Raw genomic sequence first — 21,575 nt, forward strand, 5'->3', positions numbered from 1 at the left:
GCATTCAATTGGTACTTGAAGCAAATATCAAAGCACAATTAAACCAATACATGCAGATGATTGAAAATGACATCGTCCTTAAAGTCAGTACAGGCGATGACAGTGTCTCTAAGGATATGCTGGCTCTTGTAGAAGAGCTGGCTTCCATGTCATCAAAAATCACTGTTGAAAAGGCGCAGCTCGACAGAACGCCAAGCTTCAGCGTCAATCGTGCCGGAGAAGAAACAGGCGTCACATTCGCCGGAGTTCCGCTCGGTCACGAATTCACATCTTTGGTGCTGGCACTCTTGCAAGTAAGCGGCCGACCGCCGAAAGTCGATCAAAAAATCATCGATCAAATCAAGAACATCAGCGGCGAATACCGCTTCGAATCTTATATCAGCCTCACATGCCACAACTGCCCGGACGTTGTGCAGGCATTGAACATGATGAGCGTGCTCAACCCGAACATCACGCACACGATGATCGATGGTGCGGCATACAAGTCAGAAGTCGAAAGCAAAAACATTATGGCTGTGCCGACCGTATACTTGAACGGCGAATCCTTTGGAAGCGGCCGAATGACGCTTGAAGAAATTCTTGCGAAAATGGGCAGCGGCACAGATGCATCTGAGCTTTCTGATAAAGATCCGTTCGATGTACTCGTTGTCGGAGGCGGACCTGCCGGTGCAAGCGCAGCAATCTATGCGGCGCGCAAAGGCATCCGCACAGGAATCGTTGCCGAACGCTTCGGCGGCCAAGTCCTTGACACGATGAGCATCGAGAACTTCATCAGCGTGAAGCGCACCGAAGGGCCGAAGCTTGCGGCAAGCCTTGAAGAACACGTGAAGGATTACGAGATCGACGTCATGAACCTGCAACGCGCAAAAGGTCTCGAGAAAAAAGATCTTTTCCATCTTGAACTCGAAAACGGCGCTGTTCTGAAAAGCAAAACCGTCATTCTGTCAACTGGCGCACGCTGGCGCAATATCGGCGTACCTGGCGAACAAGAGTTCAAAAACAAAGGTGTCGCATACTGCCCTCACTGTGACGGACCGTTGTTTGAAGGCAAAGACGTCGCCGTCATCGGCGGCGGGAACTCCGGTATCGAAGCAGCGATTGACCTTGCAGGTATCGTCAACCACGTGACTGTTCTTGAGTTCGCACCGGAGCTGAAAGCAGACGAAGTTCTGCAAAAACGTCTCTACAGTCTCCCTAACGTGACTGTCGTGAAAAACGCCCAAACAAAAGAAATCACGGGTGATGAAAACGTAAACGGCATCACTTACGTTGACCGTGAAACAGGAGAAGAAAAACACGTCGAGCTCCAAGGCGTCTTCGTCCAAATCGGTCTTGTGCCGAACACGGAATGGCTCCCTGAAACCGTCGAACGCAACCGCATCGGCGAAATCGCAGTCGACAAACGCGGCGAAACAACCATCCCTGGCCTATTCGCTGCCGGCGACTGCACAGACGGACCATATAACCAAATCATTATTTCGATGGGATCGGGGGCAAATGCCGCATTAGGGGCGTTTGATTATTTGATCCGGAACTAACACGAAAGGCGCTATGCTGCTTAAACGGCAGTATGGCGCTTTTTTATGTTATAACCCATATAAATAGGACTTCACATCATGGCCGACAAACGCTTTCCATATGATCAAATTGTACGGATAGGACCAAGCGGGATATTGCGATTGTCCATTCATGTATGAATTGTATTCCATGACTCCATTCCTCTCGTTCTCATGTCTACATTAAATATAAACCTATAAAAGGAAACGGTTAATCAAAAATAAAGACGGCATACTGCATGCAGTACACCGTCTTTTTCAAGAGATTTAATTTGACTCATCATGTTCTTTTTGTCCTGTTTTTTTCATCCAAAATAAAATAAACAATACAATAAACCATAGAGGAGTCAGCAGCAAGGCCGGGCGAGTCGCATCCGCATACAGCATAATCATGAGAATGACCGCAAACATCGCCAGGACAACATAATTGATAAACGGCGCGAATGGCGCTTTGAATGTTGATGCTGCGTGTAAGTGCGGACGGGTTTTCCTGTATCTAATATGGCTGACAAGAATCACACCCCACACCCATATGAAACAAATCGCGCTGATGGTTGTCACGATCCCAAAGGCTTGTTCCGGTATCAGTTTGCTTAATAGCGCTCCTGCTGACAGGACAATGGTTGATACCCATAACGCGTGACTCGGCACATGGTTTTTATTCAGCTTCGCAAAATTGGCCGGGCCCTGTTTCGTTTTACTTAAATTGTACAGAATCCGGCTTGTTGAAAACATCCCGCTGTTACAAGCAGACGCGGCTGACGTTAATACAACAAAATTAATGATTCCCGCGGCAAGCGGGATGCCGACTAAGCTGAAGGTTTTCACAAAAGGACTTTCCGCTGCATTCAGTTCCATCCAAGGGTTAATACATAATAAGACGATAAGCGCGCCGACGTAGAAAAATAAAATCCGTAAAGGAATTTTATTAATAGCCGATGGAATATTTTTTTTCGGGTTCGACGTTTCCGCCGCCGATACACCTACTAATTCCACACCGACATATGCAAAGATCACCATTTGGAAAGAAAGCAAAAAGCCTGAAAATCCGTTTGGAAACAAACCGCCATGCTCCCAAAGGTTGGTAACCGAAACCGTTCCTGTATGCGTCTTAAACCCGATCACCAGCAAAATAACACCGATGACAATTAACGCAAGAATCGTGATCACCTTTATTAAAGCGAACCAAAATTCCAATTCTCCAAAAAGCTTGACAGTCAACAGATTGAGCCCTAATAAAATGAGTAAACAGATAAGTGCAGGGACCCACTGCGGAATATCAAACCAATATTTCACATAGACACCGACGGCAATCACATCCGCCATAGCCGTCATAATCCAGCAAAACCAATAGGTCCACCCGGTGACAAACGCCGCACGCGGCCCCAGATACTCCTCGGCAATATCGGTTAACGATTGATAACCCGCTTTAGATAACAGCAATTCTCCCAGCGCCCGCATCACGAAAAAAAGCGCAATACCTACAATGAAATACGCAAAGATGATAGAAGGACCCGCCAATTGAATCGCCTTACCGGAGCCTAAAAACAACCCGGTGCCAATCGTCCCGCCAATAGCGATAAGCTGTACGTGCCGATTGGATAAGTCCCTCTTTAATTCCCGCTGTTCCACATCAAACTCCTCCTTACCTCTCTAGTGAACGACGAGCAGTAAAAAAGCCCATAAAAAAAAGAGATTGGATGTCCTCCAATCTCGCGGTCATAAGAATATCAAAATATATTTGTGCCGCTGACAATCATCAGCACGACAAATACATATTCGGTACTCTTCTGTCCTTTTGCCTGAGATTGTGAACCCTTCGGCGCCGCAGAATTCCGCGGTCTCTCCAGAAGCTGCTCCTGCTGTAGTGCGACCCACAGCAATCATAGCTTGCATGTATTGAGTTTTTCGATAGAGATGATTACTATCGGATAACTTTTAATTTTAATAGAGGTTGAGTGATTTGTCAATGGTCCTATTTATAGTTAACGCTAGTATTCTTAAACTCACCTATACTAGCGACAATATTTTCACCTGGTTTATAAATCAGCTTCTATTACGGAATCCTTTCGAAAATTGGGGTTTAACTGGCACTGCTCATGGGCAGAATAAGCATAATCTCTCTTGTAAACCTTCTAATACTTCTTCTGGTACTTCCCTGACCTTGATATCTTCACCTAGGAAAAGCAGCCAATTTGTTATTTCGGACAATTCTTCGGAATGATTCACATTGATAAAAGTCTTTAGAATGGCTGCGGTTTGATAAGGATTCGTATAGGAAATTGAAATTTTTAAAGGATGATATTTTTTGAATTGGGCAATCGCCTGTGGACCAAGTTCAAGGACAAGGTTGATTACTTCTTCCTGCTTACCTAGTTTCTCTAAAATCTTTTTCTTACTTATTCTTTTTTTCACAGCGTATGGTTTGACATTGGTAAGATTGTCCACAGGGAAAATCCTCCTCCTTTCATCCTTTAAGTCAAAGCCTTCAATCAGCCAAAGGCCTTTTTCATGATAAAGGTGCAGAAGATAAATGGGATAAGTCTTTATTACCTTCTCTTCTTTGATGGTAATCAATAAATAGCTATCCAAAAGAAGGAGCTGGATGAGTTTTTCTAACATGGGATGGGGGAGATCTGAAAGCTCAAGCAGGTCGGGATTATTGGGGTTTGTCCCTTCAAAAAGCAAGATTCGATTTAAAAAAACCAGGGCCTCTTGCTGGTTTTCTGAGATAAGGCCCAGTAATTTTTCAGCTAAAGACTGACGGCTCTTTAGATAAGGGAGTTGTTGATTTCTTGTAGCCATAAAAGCGATAAAAAGAGCTTTAATCTCATGATCGGTAAAGCGAACAGCAGGCAGGACAGAGTGGTTCATGACAAAATAACCCCCGCTCCTTCCAACTTCAGCAACAAGCGGCATCCCCATAGCTTCAATTTCCCTGATATCCCTGATAGCTGTCGAACGAGAGATGTGAAATTCCTGCATGATTTCAGAAATTGTAAAGTGGGCGCGGTTGTTGATATCCGCATGATGATATTAATCCGTTCAACTTTTTTCATCGGGGCCTCCTAAACAGTATCATTTTTTGACATGATTTAAGGTTATTATAAACGCATCAAGTGAAAAGACAAATCATTTGATTATTTTAAAAAAAGGAAGGTTTTGAATATGAAAAATTACACGCTGGAGGAAAAAGACATCTTTACAGTTTTTGGTATTGGAACGGAGCTTGAGAGCGATTACACAGATTCTGCTGGCATAAATAAGGAAAAGGCAGACTTTTGGGCGGCCGTCAAACAAGATGGAAGGCTTGACACTTTAAAAGCCATAGCTACAAATGACTATATTTTTGCCGTGAACGAAGCGGTAAACAACAAGATGATGCATTATGCTGGCGTGATGACAGAGGCAGAGGCGTCGGTGGCAGGAGAAACCAGAGTTATCCAATTTCCTAAGGGGGAATACCTGGTTGTTAAAGGGGAAGGGAAGACGGCTGATGAGTTGAGCAATAAGCTTACTGGCATTGCCTTCGGTCAAGTCTTGCCGGAAGCAAAGAATTTTGCCTATGTTGGCGGGCCGAATGCAACGGTTGAGATGGGGCAGCGAAACGGCTTAGTATTCGGTGAAATGTGGATTCCTGTTGTTAAGAAATAAAAAGATAAAGGAGCGCTGGAATTGTCCTATATCGTTGATTTTAAAAATGTCTCTACGGTTGGATTAGAAGCTTCACCTGCAGCAGAAGCACTTGCTGGTTTACGTGCTAATGAAGCCCGTTACTTTATGAACAAATACAAGCATGAATTTACGGTTGTACCAGCCAGCGAGTCCTGCGAGACCCTTGATTATGTGAACCGAATTTTGAAAGAAGAACGTGATATTGAGTTTGCGGCCAAACCTTTAGAAACGTCGCGTTTTCAAGTGGAAAATATCAAAATTGCCTATGTTTTTTATGGGGATGGTCTTGCAGTCAACGTCATGTATACGGTGGATGATCCTAAAAAGCGGGCCGTTGGGTTTAAGCTTTCTGAGGGGATGGAGGTACCAAAGGAGTTAGAAGGGAAGTTTAAGTTTGCTAGGCAGAAGTCTAAATTAGCTGGAACCATTAGGGGCTCCTATTTTGTCATTAAAGGAGAATATTAAAGTAAAAAGCGTAAGTGCCGGAATTCAGTCATTTTTCGTATTTGATCCTTCTTTTTCTTTATTCGGATAAGAAAAACTTGGTTGAGCAAAAAAACAAATTCAGCACAAAGCAAAAACAACAACCATTCATGCATTCAAATGACAAAACAGCACCTCACCATCAAATTTGAAGGTGCTGTTATTTTTTTAGCGTAAACCTTATTGACGACTTATGGTAAGGCTGGTGCAAATGCAGCTATCCACCCTGCCCGTAAAGGCATCCGCACAGGGATTGTCGCTGAACGCTTCGGTGGTCAAGTTCTTGACGATGATAAAAAGCCCCATAACAAAGAGACCGGATGTCCTCCAATCTCGTGGTCATAAGAATAACAAATCATATTTGTGCCGCTGACAATCATCAGCACGACAAATACTGCTTAAGATTGTAAAACCCTTCCGCGGTCTCTTCAGAAGCTTCCCCTGCTATAAGTACGACCCACAGTAATCATGGCTTGCTACGTATTGAGTTTTCATTCCTCTCATTTCTGAAAACGAGACAATCCTGCGATAGAAAAATGACCAAGCCAAAGCCGGGTTACTTCCTAAGCTGAAATGCGGTGTCCGATTAATGTTAAAGAAGCCTTCTCAAGCTTTCTCTCCGCTCATCTCAGCGCCTCTTTCCCTCGTTTTGATTGTCTCAAAAAGGAGTTATGCGGTACTATCATATAAAGGTCAATTATTTAAAAATAATGTCATACTTTTAAAATCACCTTATCATGCAAATGCTCGTACATAGGGGGACAACTCCTATTCTAAAAAGGGGATGGACGATTTTGGAAACCAAATATTTAGATTTACTCGCACAAAAATACGATTGTGAAGCAAAAGTGGTAACGGAAATCATTAATTTGAAAGCGATACTGAACCTGCCGAAAGGCACCGAGCATTTTGTCAGTGATTTGCACGGGGAATACCAGGCATTCCAGCACGTGCTGCGGAATGGTTCAGGAAGAGTAAAAGAGAAGATACGCGATATTTTCAGCGGTGTCATTTATGATAGAGAAATTGATGAATTAGCAGCATTAGTGTATTATCCGGAAGACAAACTGAAGTTAATAAAACATAATTACGATACGAAAGCATTGTTAAACGATTGGTATAAAGAAACGATTAATCGAATGATTAAGCTCGTATCTTATTGCTCTTCCAAGTATACCCGCTCCAAATTACGCAAAGCACTGCCCTCTCAGTTTGCTTATATTACGGAGGAGCTGCTGTATAAAACAGAAGAGTCTGCCAACAAAGAACAGTATTACTCCAAAATCGTAGATCAGATCATTGCGCTTGGCCAAGCTGATAAGCTGATCACCGGTCTTGCATATAGCACGCAGCGATTGGTTGTCGACCATCTGCATGTTGTCGGCGATATTTACGACCGCGGACCGCAGCCGGATCAGATTATGGAAGAACTGATCAACTATCATTCAGTCGATATTCAGTGGGGAAATCACGATGTCCTTTGGATAGGCGCTTATTCAGGCTCTAAAGTATGCCTGGCAAATATTATCCGCATCTGTGCCCGCTATGACAACTTGGATATTATTGAAGACGTGTACGGCATCAATCTGAGACCGCTCTTGAACCTTGCCGAAAAATATTACGATGATAACCCATCTTTCCGTCCGAAAGCAGACGAAAACAGACCGGAAGATGAGATTAAGCAAATCACAAAAATTCATCAAGCGATTGCGATGATCCAATTCAAGCTTGAAAGCCCGATTATCAAGAGACGGCCGAACTTTAATATGGAAGAGCGGCTGTTATTAGAGAAAATAGATTACGACAAAAACGAAATCACGCTGCACGGAAAAACATATCAGCTGGAAAACACCTGCTTTGCGACAGTGAATCCGGAGCAGCCAGATCAGCTATTAGAAGAAGAAGCAGAAGTCATAGACAAGCTGCTATTCTCTGTCCAGCATTCCGAAAAGCTGGGCCGCCATATGAATTTTATGATGAAAAAAGGCAGCCTTTATTTAAAATATAACGGCAACCTGTTGATTCACGGCTGTATTCCAGTTGATGAAAACGGCAATATGGAAACGATGATGATTGAGGATAAACCGTATGCGGGCCGTGAGCTGCTTGATGTATTTGAACGATTCTTGCGGGAGGCGTTTGCCCACCCGGAAGAAACCGATGATCTGGCGACGGATATGGTCTGGTATTTATGGACAGGCGAGCACTCCTCCCTTTTTGGAAAACGCGCTATGACGACCTTTGAACGGTATTTCATTAAAGAGAAGGAAACACATAAAGAGAAGAAAAACCCGTATTACTATTTGCGTGAAGACGAGGCAACCTGCCGAAACATTCTGAAAGAATTCGGCCTCAACCCGGATCATGGCCATATCATCAACGGCCATACACCGGTAAAAGAAATCGAAGGAGAAGATCCGATCAAAGCAAACGGAAAAATGATCGTCATCGACGGCGGCTTCTCCAAAGCCTACCAATCGACAACAGGTATCGCTGGCTACACGCTGTTATACAACTCCTACGGCATGCAGCTCGTCGCCCATAAACACTTTAATTCCAAGGCGGAAGTGCTGAGCACCGGAACTGATGTCTTAACGGTGAAGCGATTAGTGGATAAAGAGCTTGAGCGGAAGAAAGTAAAGGAAACGAATGTTGGTGAGGAACTCTTGAAGGAAGTAGCTATTTTGGAGAGATTGCGGGAGTATCGGTATATGAAGTGAGGAAATGTGGAGTTCAGGGATCATTCTCTGGGCTCTTTTTTACGGTTTTCCACTTCGTACAGCAAATTGCTAACAAGGTCTGGTTTTCTGCTCGTTCATAGAAAAGTAAGCGGCGATTGATCTCGCAGACATCGTCAACCATGTCACTGTTCTTGAGTTCGCACCGGAGCTGAAAGCGGGGGAAGTCCTGCAAAAACGCCTCTACAGCCTGTCAAACGCGACTGTAGTGAAACATGTACAAACGAAAGAAATTACAGGTGACCTAAATGTAAACGGCATCACTTACGTGGATCGTGAAACAGGCGAAGAACAACACGTTGAACTCCAAGCTGTCTTCGTCAAAATCGGTCTCGTGCCAAACACAGAGTGGTTAGACGGATCAGTCGAGTGCAACCGCATCGGCGAAATCGCAGTCGATAAACGCGGCCAAACAAGCACCCCCGGCCTGTTGACTCATCACCGTTCACTTCCAAACATCATTCGTAATTGATTATCAATGATAAGTTATTAAACTTGTTTTCATCATAATTAATTTTTTCTTTCTAAAAGGTTTCACTTTCATGAGGGTACTATGATAAGGACACAATTTCTGTATTGACATATTGAAAAATGAAATATATATTTATTGTTGATATTGATAATCATTATCGTTTATTTATTTTCATTCTGCGGTTCATACAGCTATTTACTGAAGAATTAAATACTGGCTCTGGAGGACGTTTAATTGTAAAAAATCTCTGTGTAACGATTCCAGATAAAAAGGAACAACCATATCCTGAGGTCAGCGCCAATGTGTTTGAATTGCTATGGCTCTTGTACAGGAGACGGACATGATTTACATCGAGCTGCTCGTTTTTTTCGGATTATATCATTGCATTAAAGACGGCGAAGTCGTGAAGGCTGGGCTTGTGAAGAGGCGAGTACTGCGGGCAGTCTTTCAAATTGGCCCGAGAACAAATAAACCGAAGTGTGTTACTTACAATTTATAAAGAGGTGAAAATGAGCATGAAGAAACTATTAATCCCGTTTTTGCTACTGCTGACGCTTATGATTAGTGCATGCGGCAATGAAGAGTCAGCACCAAAGAATAGCGGCTCAACAAAAAAAGAATCTAAAACGATTACATACCAAGCGGAAACAGGACCAATTGAAGTTCCAGCCGATCCACAAAGAGTCGTTATGCTTTCAGGGTACACCGGAAATGTGTTAGATTTAGGAGTCAACGTTGTCGGTGTAGACACTTGGTCTAAAAACAATCCAACCTTTAAAGAAAAGTTAAAAGATGTTCAAGAAGTTTCAGAAGATGACCTAGAAAAAATTATTGAATTAGAGCCAGATTTAATCATCGCGTTATCAACGGTTAAAAATTTAGACAAATTAAATGAGATAGCACCTACTGTTACTTATACATGGGGGAAAGTAGATTATTTAACTCAACACGTGGAAATTGGCAAGCTACTAAACAAAGAAAAAGAAGCCCAAGCATGGGTTGACGACTTTAAGCAGCGGGCAGAAGAAATCGGTGAAGATATTCGCACAAAAATTGGTAAGGATTCAACTGTATCTGTTATTGAAGCATATGGAAAAGACCTTTATGTTTACGGTAATAACTGGGCGCGCGGTACAGAAATCTTATATCAAACGATGAAACTAAATATGCCTGAAAAAGTAAAGGAAGACGCATTAAAAGCAGGGTATTATACGTTATCAGCAGAAGTGCTTCCAAAATATGCGGGAGATTATGTCATTTTAAGTAAGTACTCTGATGCGAATACATCTTTCCAAGAAACAGACACATACAAGAACATTCCAGCTGTCAAAAATGGACATGTCATTGAAATGCAAGGTGAAGGCGCATCATTCACTGACCCAATCACACTTGAAAAGCAACTAGCATTCTTTAAAAAAGCGTTTCTAGGAAACTAAGACTAGAAAAGCAGAGGTCTATTGAAAGGGGTTGGCCAAAGGGCAGCCCCTTTCCCATTCTAAGAAAGGAAAATGATGAGCTTTATGATAAGAAAAACTCAATCTTTTACCTCATTTGCCTTCAAACTCATCTTAGGAATTCTAGTGTTTATTGGTATGTTTTTTATGGCAATGGTATTTGGAGCTGCAGACGTTTCAGTTGAAGATGTATGGTTGGCTCTTTCGTCTTCTGCAACCGGCGATCATATTTCGATTATCCGTGATATTCGGTTACCTCGTGAAATAGCTGCGATTTTTGTTGGCGCAGCTCTTGCTGTCTCTGGTGCAATCATGCAAGGTATAACAAGAAACCCACTTGCTGATCCAGGTTTACTAGGATTATCTGCCGGGGCTTATGCAGCATTGGCTGTTACGATCGCTTTCATTCCATCAGCCAATTACTTTTTGACGATGGTTGCCTGTTTTATTGGAGCCGCACTCGGTGCCTTGTTGGTTTTTGGAATTGGTTCGATGAAAAAAGGCGGATTCTCTCCTTTCCGTATTGTGTTAGCGGGTTCTGCTGTTTCCGCCTTTTTATACGCCATTGCTGAAGGGCTTGGCCTTTATTTTAAAATTTCTAAAGATATCTCGATGTGGACAGCAGGAGGAATGGTTGGAACAACTTGGAATCAACTGCGAATCATCGTACCTTTTATTATCATTGGAATTGTTGTTTCCTTTTTCCTCTCGAGACAACTTACCATTCTCAGCTTAAATGAAGAAGTTGCAGTTGGCTTAGGTCAAAATATCATCAGAATTAAAATCCTTCTATTTATTATCATTATCATTCTCGCGGGAGCATCTGTTGCTCTGGTTGGCAATATGACCTTTATCGGTCTTATGATTCCTCATATTGTTCGGGCAATTGTTGGAACCGATTATCGTTTTATTTTACCGATGTCTGCAACTTGCGGAGCTACTTTTATGCTATTTGCTGATACACTTGGCCGTACCTTAAATGCACCATATGAAACACCTGTTATAGCCATTGTCGCTATGCTTGGTTTACCGTTCTTCCTGATCATTGTCCGAAAGGGAGGAAAAACACTCTCATGATACATTCAGCATTAATCAAAAAACAGCGAATGATTTTATCGATTTCTCTCATACTCATCATAGCTACAGCTATAATTGGGATGGGAATAGGGTCTGCTAGTTTATCTTTTGACAGACTCATCCACACTCTATTAGGTCAAGGAACCTTTAAAGAGGAATTTATATTATATTCTATTCGCTTGCCTCGAATATTGATTACTTTATTAGCTGGGATGGCACTTGCTATGTCAGGTGCTATTTTGCAAGGAATCACAAAAAATGATTTAGCTGATCCAGGCATTATTGGGATTAACTCCGGTGCTGGGGTTGCCATTGCCGTTTTCTTTTTATTTTTCCCAGCTGAAGCTGGATCATTTGTTTATATGATTCCAATTGTTGGCTTTATAGGAGCGATTATAACGGGCTTCTTCATTTATCTGTTAGCCTATAACAAAAATAGTGGTATGCAGCCTATAGGCTTAGTCCTCATCGGAGTTGGATTCTCAACTGCACTTTCCGGAGCTATGATTGTCATTATTTCTTCTGCTGAACGGACAAAAGTTGATTTCATCGCCAAATGGCTGGCAGGGAATATTTGGGGTACAGATTGGCCATTCGTTGGGGCGCTCCTGCCTTGGTTAGTCATCTTGATTCCGTTTACTTTGTACAAAGCAAATCGACTAAATCTATTAGGATTAAGCGAGCCTGTAACCATTGGCGTTGGGGTTTCCATTGAAAGGGAGCGGATCGTTTTACTTTTAACAGCTGTCGCATTAGCGGCTGCTGCCGTTTCTGTCACAGGAGGTATTTCCTTTATCGGATTAATGGCCCCACATATCGCAAAAACTTTAGTAGGACCCAGAAATCAACTATTTATCCCTGTTGCTATTCTACTTGGCGGTTGGTTCTTATTATTCGCCGACACAATCGGACGTAATATCATTGAAACCACTATACCGGCTGGAATCATGGTCTCATTAATCGGGGCACCTTATTTTATTTATTTGCTATTGAAAAAGTAAAATCCATAAAAACGAGGCTGTTCCAATGAGTCTCCAAAAATTCATTTCAAAATGGACCCATTAAATCAAACCCTTTGGTAGTCCATTTTGCAGAGGTGGTATGAAAGGAAGGCGTTTTCTCTTTTCAGACGACCTCTTTTATCTATTAGAGTGAAAATCTAAAAAAACCTCATTTACTTATGATACGCTCCCCACCTGATTCTCCATATCATGATAAATTGTTCTAGCAACACTTCTTCCGCAGCTCACGTTCATGTTTAATTCTTTGATCCAATGCCGTTCTGATCTGATTAACAGCCACCTTCTATCGAGGCTTGGCTACTAAGTTTTATTTCAACAAAAAAACGCTTTGTTATAGCTGCTTCCTTGTCATCATAGAGTCCGTGACAACCGCACGCCGCTTTTTCCGACTCTTTCTCCGGAAAATATTTGCATACTTATATCAATAGGCTGCCATAAATATGGTACTATTATTTTAAAAAAAGAGATTCAGAGGCTGAAACAATGAATGAACTTGTGTTTGAAAAAAGAGAATTTACTCCATATCATGCTACTCGAGAAAGGGGAAAATCATCATGAACGATATCCAAAACCTAATCAACGCAATCAACGAATTCAGAGATGAACGAAACTGGAGACAATACCATAACCCAAAAGACCTCGCCATCTCAATCTCCATCGAAGCAGCCGAGCTGCTCGAAGACTTCCAATGGATCAGCAGTGAAGAAGCACTCAAAGCCAATAAAGAAAACATCCGTGAAGAAATCGCAGATGTTTTAATCTACTCATTCATGTTATGTAACGATCTTGGACTGGATGTAAAAGAGATTGTGGAAGAGAAGATTGTGAAGAATGGGAGGAAGTATCCGGTTAATCATAATGGTTGAGACTCTCCTTTTAAGTAGAGAGAGCTTCTTTCCCAATTGAAGACCGCTCTCTCTATCTCCATGATGCGTTGATGATGATGGCGCTCTGCTCGTTTACTTACCGTAATCTCCCCACTTCATTTGCTTTTTAGCACCGTTCGCTAGCTCCCTGTTATTTTTTTAAAAAATGACATTTGTCACCCGATTTTCATGACATCACTTACTAAAATCCGCCTCCCTCAGCTTATACAATGGAATGAGTAAATCAGGAGGTGGTCTGTAAGCCATGAGCGATGTTGTGAGCTTGACGAATGTGACAAAGACATCCTCCAAAAAACGGCGGTTAATCAGATAGATTTTTCAATTAAAAAAGGAGAAATTATAGCCATTCTAGGGCCAAACGGCGCCGGGAAAACAACAACGATTTCTATGATATTGGGGCTGTTAAAACCGACGGCAGGCAACATCACATTATTCGGTTCCATACCGCATGAAAAACGGGTGCGTGAAAAAATCGGCACGATGCTGCAGGAAGTCAGTGTGATGCCTGGTTTGCGTGCAGGTGAAATTATCGAACTCGTTAGGAGCTACTATCCAAAGCCTCTATCCTTTCAGAAGCTTAGAGCGCTGACAGGTTTGACAGACAAGGATTTAAAAACACAGGCGGGCAAAAGCGGCGTCTCGGCTTTGCCTTGGCACTTGCCGGCGATCCAGAACTGATGATCTTTGACGAACCCACGGTCGGAATGGATATCACTTCAAGAAACCGCTTTTGGCACACGGTTCAAACGCTCGCAGAGCAAGGAAAAACAATCATTTTTTCTACACACTACTTACAGGAAGCAGATGATGCCGCGCAACGAATCTTGCTGTTTAAAGACGGCAGCATAGTAGCTGACGGGACGCCGTTCCAAATAAAATCAAGAATATCGAAGCATTCGGTTTCATTTATAGTCGATCCCGAACAGTCGCTCGAGAGGCTGTATCAGCACCCGGAAATCGAACAGATTTTTCGTAAAAACAACCGGGTTTACATCGACACGGCCAATACGGACAAACTTGAGGATACACTAAAATTACTAAGGGCAAAAAATAATTTCTTACACAGACGCTATTAATTTGGTCAAAGAAGCAGGTTAAAAAACTTCTGGACAAAGTAAAGTTCCAACTATGATCGGAGTATATAGGATATATTTGTAGGAGTTACACGCTAGACAGAATGAGATATAAAACGAGTAGAAGAAGAGATAAAAAAACAAGTATAAAGGTATTACACCTGAATATACATTCAAACTCTTTTGCAAATTTCATAGACACCCTCTTATAGTTTATAGGTCCGACCCTTATTTACTATTATTGAAAAAAGACATAATAATAAACAAGGGAAGGGCTAGTTCTTACCTCCTTAAAAAAATGTGTAATTAGAATCGCTTTTTTAGTTATATATATAAATAAAAAACTTAATACCCTAATTTATTGAATAGTTCATAATATCATTTACAGAAAAACGCAGTGACTTTCCATTAGCATTTATTCCTCGTAATGAAAGGTAAGCAAAAAACTTTTCAGATTTTAGAATTTTATCTGCTTCATCCAAGCTCATATTAGCTATAGGAATAATAAAAAAACCTGAATATGGTATAGTATCTTTATCTAACCGATAGGTGTTAACTTCATTTGTAACAACAGAAGACAATAATATCTTTTCCTGATTCAAATGTAATAAAGCTTGGCTTCTACCATATTCAAACCATTTCGATGACTTATCTGATTTTCTTAATTTTAACTGCATAGAATAACTTAATAAATAATTATATGCACCTGGATACTTTACTTTAAACTCTTCCTCCTCAAATTTCACCAATTTGCCGTTTGAATAATCATAAGGGAAAATAATATATTCCTCTCTATTAATAGAATAACTTCTAGGACTTGCAGCAAAACGAAGTACATCTTTTTCTATCCGAAAACCATTTAACTCAATATAATGTTTATCTTCTTTCAGAATATCCGTTTTGCTTATCACATAAGCTGAATTTAATAATGTAGCAACACTATTTGATACTCTAAAAAAGTCACCAAATTTTTTTGAAGAGACCGAGTTTGTATCAGCTTCACAGGGTGAAAATAACCACTTATCGCCCAGAGTACTTTTCTCAATTTGATATATTTCCTGATTATCAACATCATGATATGTTATAAAAGTTTTTCTTTTTATATTATTTAAACAGATAATGGCTGGTGAAGTAAGTACTTTATCAAAGACAACACTTTGTTTATAATCATAAATTGTCTCCAATGAACTCTTCATAATATCTCTTAATTCTTTGCCAAATACATTTTTAAAAATACTATTTGGTACAATGTAAGCCATTCTGCCATTAACATTAAGTTCTCTAATACTTTTCTCAATAAATGCATAGCAATAATCGAATTTACCCTTAGAACATGATAAAAAGTTTTTTTTGAGGAATTTTCTTTCATTCAGTTCTAAGTTTTGATACATAACATAAGGAGGGTTCCCTACAACAAAATTCACTTTTTCTCCAATTGGATGTTTTAAGTAATCTTCATCTCTAATATTCCATTTTACTTGGGATATTCCATATTTCTTTACTTCATTATTCAGGTTTGTAATACACTTGTTTCTAACCTTTTTATCAATTTCATAACCTAAAATATATTTTTCTAAATCTTTTTTTATACGTTGTTTTGAATACCTTAAGCTTTTAGCTGCCTCAATATATCTTTTTACGATTTTAATTAAGATGTTACCTTCTCCACAGGAGTTTTCAAGTATGTATTTTCCCAAAACCTGTTCCCCAACATAATCTATAGAATCCAACATCTTCTCTACATATTCACCCGGTGTAAAAATCTGGCATTTGTATTTCACGGTACTCTCCAATTAATTAATAGTTTGCTCTTCTCTTACTTTCAATTTTGAAAATGAGTTTTTGAATATCATTTATTATAGCTTCTCCTTCGTGTATATCGCAAAAATCTTTCATCTCCATCAAAAGGTAATCTAACCGTCTTAATTGATTATCAAATTTTAATTTCCTATAAAATTCGATAATAACACTATTTTTTCCATAATCTTCATTAATATCTATTGAATAATCTTTTTTACGATAAAAGATTTGGGGTAGACAATTGTAATCTGGATGCAGTATTTTTAAATTTTCTTCATCACAATAAAAATCTCGCTTTCCTCTATTACACATTTGACAACTGTTGACTAAATTTTCAATACCATTTATTTTGTCTCGGGAATAATCTAAATTGATTTTTAATGTTGATAATGGTATTACATGATCCACTTCAAACCTGGATGAGTCAATTACTTGAGTACTTATTCCACAATACGCACATTTATTATAATATATTCTTCTAAATTCACTATTATATTTATTTGTTCTATTTTTTAAAGTATTATATATATTCCTTACTTTAGGATGATCAGTTTTAAATTTCTTCATAAAAACAAGCTTTTTATTCCCTAATGTAAAATCATCATTCTTATAAGAAGTATTTCTATAATCTTTTATCTTTACTATATTAGTCTCCATATTTAACCTTAACCTCATTAAATAGTTTTATCAAATTATCCAAGTCCTCTTTCTCAAATAAAGCTGTATCTCGAATTCCAGAAATAGTGTTTTGTATTGTCCCTATCAATAAAGAGTCTACTTCATTCTCAAGTGTTAGTTGATTTAAAATTTGGTGCTCTTCTATTGTTGCTATAATATTCTGTTTTAATGCAGGCTCTAGATATTTATTATAATATTCTTGGGAAGACTGGTCACTATTTGTTGATTTAAATTTTCTTATGGTTAATGAATCAGATGCTGAATCATTTTGGCTAATAACGATCGTTTTTATAAAGGGCAAAATTTGTCTTAATATTATTTTAAATTGTTCACCTGTAAATTTACTCAAACTGGAATTCTCATTTTCGAATAATCTAGAATCAATTACAATAATATTAGCTTGATTTATTAAATTATTACTCAATAAAGTTTTGTAGTTATCTGTAAGTTCAAATTCATAGTCTGTAAATTTTAATTGATAACCATATTCATTTTCTTCATTTTGTTTTTTACAGTACTCATCTAAATATTTATCCAAGATATAATCGATTCTATCATCTATATAACATATATTTATGGTTTCCTTCATCTTCATATCTGCTCATCCCTTTAAACTAAAATGCATATTAAACCCTTTATTCCCATTTATTTCAGTCACTTCTCCCTCATACATGTGAAGTGTATTGTTAACAATCCACATTCCCAAACCATGTCCATCATCTCTGGAGGTTTCGTGTACTTCTAATATTCTCTTTGGTTCATTTTTATATTTAGGACTTAAACCAATGCCATTATCACCATACTCCAAGCATATTGTTCTGTCTTTTATTTCTACATCAATTTTAATTATTAACCTATCTTTCATCTCATTATGCTGAATACTATTTAAAATTAAGTTATCAAATATTACTTCTAATACATCATTTGTAATTTCATATTTTCCTATCATATCATTTCTGATATTCAGTTTAAAATTCAACCATGTATACTGTTGGATCCAGGTTTCAACGATTTTTTCTATAGATTTTTCGATAGATTCAATTTTTTCACTAAACTTATTTTTTTCAATTTTACTCAGAATCACATCTAGAAATGCAATTAGTTTTATGTTGATTTCCTCTAAACGTTCTAATGTTTGGGGCACATTTTTGTACGCAACTCTTGTAAATTCATCTGAATTTAATTCCTCCCAAAAACCGTATTCCTTCAAAGCTTCAATAATGTTATTATAACCGGTTTCTAAAGAGTTCCTTTTATTATGTAGTTCATGTGCTATGGCACTTGCTCGCAATCCCTGAGTTGCTAACACGTTTAATATTCTAACATCATATTTGTGTTGTTTAGAACTTTCTTCACGTGCTTTTGATTGTTCTTTGGCTTCACGCTGAATACCTTTTACTTCATCTACTAAAGAAACAAGCTCTTTCTCTGACATTTTTGTTACAATTGTTGGCTTATTTAAAAAATGCTTTAGTTTTTTATTATTTTTTTTTTGTTTTTCTTTAATTTGATTATACTGCTGAATTTTCCTGATAATTGATTGACGGTATCTCTCAAACCTACTTATTCCAAAACCAATTATACTTTTGAATAATTGGTAATAGTCATCTTCTTCTAACCCTTGTCTATTAGCCAAATCTTTTAACATTGGGTTGTTATTCTTATCAATCATAACAAATCCAAATAATTGATTTTGCCTTACCCGCCAACTACCTGTAGGATGTGAAGCTGCTGCTGGAGATAATCGAGCTCGAGAACCTATATCAAGCCAATCTTTTTTTCCATCAAGTGAAGAAATACTAAATGCATTTCTATACAGAATAACACCCGTATCAATTTTATCTATTTCATTGTATTTATACATAAATTTTTCTGCTAAATCTAAACTTTTTCTGCCTAAATAAAAATATAATTCTGCCGAAAAATCTCCTAATTCCTTGAGATGTTGCTCAAGCTCTTCGACTTCATCTTTTTTTATTTCATTTATCATGTCAAATTTGTTTTCATAATGTCTTTCAGAAATAGGCTTAATTATCTCTTTTACTTCTGATCTAAATTCATCGGATTCTATAATAACTGACAATCTCATTTTTTCGCTTTCATATCGCATTGTTATTTTAGAAACATAATTCACCCCCATTTTTATACCTTCAAATATTGGGTTTATATTATAAGTTTCCCCTTCAAAATGAACATGTATTTTCATATCACTTCCTTTATATGTACGACTAATAAAGCTAATTAAAGTCTCAACATTTTTCCACCGCCAGCTATCCCTTAAATCTGAAATCTCTATTATAGTTCCTTTGGAAAAATCAACACTAGTTTCTTTAACGCCAGATGTTAGCCAGTCAGTTTCCCAAATTACAGCTTTTTCTTTTTCTTTTTTTGATATGACCTTTACACTATCTCCTAATCTTGCTAACGCAAATCTTCCTACACCTTTGGATCCCGCTAACACTCTATTATGTTGTTCATTTTTATAACCTTTATTACTTTTACCTACATGCATCCAGTTTGATTCGATGTCATCTTGATTCATTCCATCACCAGAATCAATAATTTTTATGCAATCCGATTCTATATATATATCACAATTTTTAGATCCGGCATCATAACAATTTTTCAATAACTCAAAAATTGCTGATTCTCTAGAAGAAAAATTTTGTCTTCCCAATAATTCAGCAATTTCTTTATCCTCAATAGTAAACTTGAGTTTTTTCATATAATCCTCCTTATATATTTAATTCTTTAAAATATAAACACCCTTATAAAAATCTCTAAGTTTTGATTGAAAGATTCAAACTGCTATAAATTTAATAATCCTGTAATTAGAATCTTAAAGTACTTTAATAACTTTCATAAGTAGAACCTCACTCACTTATGATAAGGCTCCCCTCGATTAATCCGAAACGCCCGATAAACCTGTTCCAGCAAAATCAGCCTCATCAGCTGATGCGGGAACGTCATCCTTGAAAACGACAGCTTTTCATCTGCGCGCTTCAGGACGGCGTCGCTCAAGCCGAGCGAGCCGCCGATGACGAAGGTTACCTTGCTCTTTCCATATGTGGCGAGTCTATCCATATTATCGGCTAATTCTTCCGAACTTTTCATTTTTCCCTCGATTGCCAAGGCGATGACGTGGGCGTCGGGGCTGATTTTTGAGAGAATTCGTTCGCCTTCTTTGTCTTTGACGATTTTCATGTCCTGGTCGCTCAGGTTTTCAGGGGCTTTTTCGTCCGGCAGTTCGATGATGTCGACTTTTGCGTATGCCGAAAGCCGTTTTATGTATTCGTCGATTCCTTGTTTTAAATATTTTTCTTTTAGTTTTCCGATTGCTACGATTGATATATTCACAGGTCATCCCCACTTTAAGAACAAGTTATTCAGATTCTTTATCCACAATTGTGGATAAAGGTTGTGTATTTAGTGTCCGATCATTCGTTCCCCACTATATATACTGCAGGCTTATCGCACAATTCACAGGTTGTGGATAAACTGTGTGTATGTTCGATTTTTCTGATTTCAGGGGCCAATTCTTCTTCATCCACATACATGTCAATGACGGTTTCAATATGCTCTTCGCAAGACTTCATAAAAGTCCCTCCAATATCTGTATCATTGGGCTCTTTTATAAAAAAGCTCCTTATTCAATATACCCTATTTATGCACATGTTAGTAGGTTTTAGCATGACTTCGCATGGTTATCCACAAGCTTTTTATATTCCTCTGGATAACTCTGTTTTCCCTAAATAAAAAACACCAGCTACCCTCGCTGATGCTCTAATCTTTTTTTATACTGCTTCTCTTTTTTCCTGAACAACTAAAGAATGCTGATTCGTGATATGCTGCAAATATGAAACGTTAAGAATGAAAGTCCAAAACCCGTTAACCGGCTTTTTAGAGAACCTCATAAACGATTTTCTAACCTTAAATGCACTAACTAGATTTAGCGTCCAAAAAAGGAGAAATGAGAGCTGCGGGAGGAAGCTGTGTCCGGGGCGCAGCGGGAGAAGCAAAATGCTGTTGCTGTATGGCAGCAGATCTTCTCTTTGAAATGTGATTGAGTAAAAAGTCCAAAAAGGCTCCAAAATTGAAAAGACGCTTAGCAGCAGCGTCACTTTTATGGCGACATACGGGAGCTTAATTTGGCATCGTTCTAAATTCTTTCTTCTTGAAAGAAACCAATACGGGATGTATATACCCGACGTTATGATTGTTAATAACACCGCATATATGGCTTTTATTTTCGGAAATTCTTCTAATTCCTTACTCATGCTGAAACACTCTTCTTTCCTTAAAACTGTTCTTCCAGGTCTTTTTATCCTTGTCATCTATACTTTTCCACTTTCCATATCAAAATGTACTATATTGAATGCAATAAATCAAAATCCATTGAAGTGTCAAATTGGGATTTTCTTAGGTATATGGATTCTTTTTTTTGACCTGAATAAAAAGACTATATCATTTTACCTAATCCTTATTTCGTATTCACCTGCAGAAATTCGACAATCAATAGGACATTATTCGTCATATTTTTACCTTTGTAATATGCAATCTGTCATTGCGTAACATAAAGGGGTTCATTCGAATCATTTTGTCTTTTTTTCGTTATTTCCCACCTCTCTCAAATAGGAATAATGACACGCTTTGTTTCATG

The 21,575-nt window shown here is 38.7% G+C and carries 18 protein-coding genes, 4 pseudogenes and 1 riboswitch; of the genes and pseudogenes, 12 read left to right on the plus strand and 10 right to left on the minus strand.

Features of this window, described 5'->3' with window-relative positions:
- Positions 1-8 precede the first annotated feature (8 nt).
- Positions 9-1,538 (plus strand): alkyl hydroperoxide reductase subunit F, encoded by a 1,530-nt coding sequence (ahpF, locus tag CP943_RS22050; RefSeq protein ID WP_020453591.1) that lies wholly within the window; start codon positions 9-11, stop codon positions 1,536-1,538.
- 48 nt (positions 1,539-1,586) lie between these two features.
- Here ahpF and CP943_RS22875 read toward each other — a convergent pair whose 3' ends face one another.
- From CP943_RS22875 to CP943_RS22060, 3 genes and pseudogenes are all read right to left on the minus strand, one after another.
- A complete protein-coding gene (locus CP943_RS22875) occupies positions 1,587-1,709 on the minus strand; it encodes a hypothetical protein (protein WP_257419524.1) in 123 nt (40 codons plus the stop codon).
- A gap of 114 nt (positions 1,710-1,823) precedes the next feature.
- On the minus strand, positions 1,824-3,188 hold the full coding sequence (locus tag CP943_RS22055; RefSeq protein WP_020453592.1) for an amino acid permease: 1,365 nt from the start codon (positions 3,186-3,188) through the stop codon (positions 1,824-1,826).
- A gap of 148 nt (positions 3,189-3,336) precedes the next feature.
- Positions 3,337-3,416, minus strand: a riboswitch (glycine riboswitch).
- 237 nt (positions 3,417-3,653) lie between these two features.
- Positions 3,654-4,615 (minus strand): annotated as a pseudogene (locus CP943_RS22060) (helix-turn-helix transcriptional regulator).
- A gap of 109 nt (positions 4,616-4,724) precedes the next feature.
- Here CP943_RS22060 and CP943_RS22065 point away from each other — a divergent pair.
- The 11 genes and pseudogenes from CP943_RS22065 to CP943_RS22110 all read left to right on the plus strand — a co-directional run.
- Entirely contained in the window at positions 4,725-5,210 is a 486-nt protein-coding gene (locus CP943_RS22065; protein WP_065643472.1) for a GyrI-like domain-containing protein, read from the plus strand.
- Positions 5,211-5,231: 21 nt separating this feature from the next.
- Positions 5,232-5,696, plus strand: coding sequence for a phage tail protein (locus CP943_RS22070; RefSeq protein ID WP_065643471.1), 465 nt, complete (start codon positions 5,232-5,234; stop codon positions 5,694-5,696).
- A gap of 213 nt (positions 5,697-5,909) precedes the next feature.
- Positions 5,910-6,002: pseudogene (locus tag CP943_RS23075) on the plus strand (hypothetical protein); the annotation flags it as partial.
- A gap of 506 nt (positions 6,003-6,508) precedes the next feature.
- Complete coding sequence (gene fbp, locus CP943_RS22075) at positions 6,509-8,434, plus strand: fructose-1,6-bisphosphatase (RefSeq protein WP_025810513.1); 1,926 nt, start codon at positions 6,509-6,511, stop codon at positions 8,432-8,434.
- A 109-nt stretch (positions 8,435-8,543) separates the two neighbouring features.
- Positions 8,544-8,882, plus strand: a pseudogene (locus tag CP943_RS22080) (FAD-dependent oxidoreductase); the annotation flags it as partial.
- A 382-nt stretch (positions 8,883-9,264) separates the two neighbouring features.
- Complete coding sequence (locus CP943_RS22365; RefSeq protein ID WP_158700709.1) at positions 9,265-9,423, plus strand: hypothetical protein; 159 nt, start codon at positions 9,265-9,267, stop codon at positions 9,421-9,423.
- A 16-nt stretch (positions 9,424-9,439) separates the two neighbouring features.
- Positions 9,440-10,360 (plus strand): iron-hydroxamate ABC transporter substrate-binding protein, encoded by a 921-nt coding sequence (locus CP943_RS22090; RefSeq protein ID WP_105981382.1) that lies wholly within the window; start codon positions 9,440-9,442, stop codon positions 10,358-10,360.
- A gap of 84 nt (positions 10,361-10,444) precedes the next feature.
- Positions 10,445-11,455, plus strand: a complete 1,011-nt coding sequence (locus CP943_RS22095; protein ID WP_035339312.1) for a FecCD family ABC transporter permease — start codon at positions 10,445-10,447, stop codon at positions 11,453-11,455.
- On the plus strand, positions 11,452-12,456 hold the full coding sequence (locus CP943_RS22100) for a FecCD family ABC transporter permease (protein WP_075212818.1): 1,005 nt from the start codon (positions 11,452-11,454) through the stop codon (positions 12,454-12,456). Before CP943_RS22095 ends, CP943_RS22100 begins: the two co-directional genes overlap by 4 nt.
- A gap of 575 nt (positions 12,457-13,031) precedes the next feature.
- The gene (locus tag CP943_RS22105; protein ID WP_105981337.1) at positions 13,032-13,343 is read left to right on the plus strand and encodes a nucleotide pyrophosphohydrolase; all 312 of its coding nucleotides are present in this window, start codon (positions 13,032-13,034) and stop codon (positions 13,341-13,343) included.
- A 265-nt stretch (positions 13,344-13,608) separates the two neighbouring features.
- A pseudogene (locus CP943_RS22110) lies at positions 13,609-14,383 on the plus strand (ABC transporter ATP-binding protein); the annotation flags it as partial.
- Positions 14,384-14,790: 407 nt separating this feature from the next.
- Here the strand turns inward: CP943_RS22110 and CP943_RS22115 are convergent.
- The 7 genes from CP943_RS22115 to CP943_RS22145 all read right to left on the minus strand — a co-directional run bounded on the left by CP943_RS22115 (position 14,791) and on the right by CP943_RS22145 (position 21,192).
- Positions 14,791-16,218: an Eco57I restriction-modification methylase domain-containing protein gene (locus tag CP943_RS22115; RefSeq protein ID WP_199792117.1), complete on the minus strand. Its 1,428-nt coding sequence runs from the start codon at positions 16,216-16,218 to the stop codon at positions 14,791-14,793.
- Positions 16,219-16,234: 16 nt separating this feature from the next.
- Positions 16,235-16,894, minus strand: a complete 660-nt coding sequence (locus CP943_RS22120; RefSeq protein ID WP_158700710.1) for an HNH endonuclease — start codon at positions 16,892-16,894, stop codon at positions 16,235-16,237.
- Positions 16,884-17,510: a hypothetical protein gene (locus CP943_RS22125; protein WP_105981339.1), complete on the minus strand. Its 627-nt coding sequence runs from the start codon at positions 17,508-17,510 to the stop codon at positions 16,884-16,886. Before CP943_RS22125 ends, CP943_RS22120 begins: the two co-directional genes overlap by 11 nt.
- A 6-nt stretch (positions 17,511-17,516) precedes the next feature.
- Complete coding sequence (locus CP943_RS22130) at positions 17,517-19,640, minus strand: sensor histidine kinase (RefSeq protein WP_105981340.1); 2,124 nt, start codon at positions 19,638-19,640, stop codon at positions 17,517-17,519.
- Between the two features lie 152 nt (positions 19,641-19,792).
- Positions 19,793-20,272 carry a 23S rRNA (pseudouridine(1915)-N(3))-methyltransferase RlmH gene (gene rlmH, locus CP943_RS22135; RefSeq protein ID WP_003177946.1) on the minus strand — a complete coding sequence of 160 codons (480 nt, stop codon included), beginning with the start codon at positions 20,270-20,272 and terminating at the stop codon, positions 19,793-19,795.
- A gap of 80 nt (positions 20,273-20,352) precedes the next feature.
- Positions 20,353-20,511: a CxxH/CxxC protein gene (locus CP943_RS22140; protein WP_003177948.1), complete on the minus strand. Its 159-nt coding sequence runs from the start codon at positions 20,509-20,511 to the stop codon at positions 20,353-20,355.
- Positions 20,512-20,709: 198 nt separating this feature from the next.
- Positions 20,710-21,192 (minus strand): DUF4234 domain-containing protein, encoded by a 483-nt coding sequence (locus tag CP943_RS22145; protein WP_105981341.1) that lies wholly within the window; start codon positions 21,190-21,192, stop codon positions 20,710-20,712.
- Between the last annotated feature and the right edge of the window lie 383 nt (positions 21,193-21,575).

It is taken from the genome of Bacillus paralicheniformis, from assembly GCF_002993925.1.
GTDB lineage: Bacteria > Bacillota > Bacilli > Bacillales > Bacillaceae > Bacillus > Bacillus paralicheniformis.

Bases quoted from the DNA above. Each gene is read 5' to 3' on its own strand.
- CP943_RS22100 (WP_075212818.1), top strand. From the start codon at position 11,452: ATGATACATTCAGCATTAATCAAAAAACAGCGAATGATTTTATCGATT.
- CP943_RS22120 (WP_158700710.1), bottom strand. From the start codon at position 16,894: ATGGAGACTAATATAGTAAAGATAAAAGATTATAGAAATACTTCTTAT.
- CP943_RS22875 (WP_257419524.1), bottom strand. From the start codon at position 1,709: ATGGAATACAATTCATACATGAATGGACAATCGCAATATCCCGCTTGG.
- CP943_RS22365 (WP_158700709.1), top strand. From the start codon at position 9,265: ATGATTTACATCGAGCTGCTCGTTTTTTTCGGATTATATCATTGCATT.
- CP943_RS22125 (WP_105981339.1), bottom strand. From the start codon at position 17,510: ATGAAGATGAAGGAAACCATAAATATATGTTATATAGATGATAGAATC.
- CP943_RS22145 (WP_105981341.1), bottom strand. From the start codon at position 21,192: ATGAGTAAGGAATTAGAAGAATTTCCGAAAATAAAAGCCATATATGCG.
- CP943_RS22090 (WP_105981382.1), top strand. From the start codon at position 9,440: ATGAAGAAACTATTAATCCCGTTTTTGCTACTGCTGACGCTTATGATT.
- CP943_RS22065 (WP_065643472.1), top strand. From the start codon at position 4,725: ATGAAAAATTACACGCTGGAGGAAAAAGACATCTTTACAGTTTTTGGT.
- CP943_RS22140 (WP_003177948.1), bottom strand. From the start codon at position 20,511: ATGAAGTCTTGCGAAGAGCATATTGAAACCGTCATTGACATGTATGTG.
- CP943_RS22130 (WP_105981340.1), bottom strand. From the start codon at position 19,640: ATGAAAAAACTCAAGTTTACTATTGAGGATAAAGAAATTGCTGAATTA.
- CP943_RS22095 (WP_035339312.1), top strand. From the start codon at position 10,445: ATGATAAGAAAAACTCAATCTTTTACCTCATTTGCCTTCAAACTCATC.
- CP943_RS22105 (WP_105981337.1), top strand. From the start codon at position 13,032: ATGAACGATATCCAAAACCTAATCAACGCAATCAACGAATTCAGAGAT.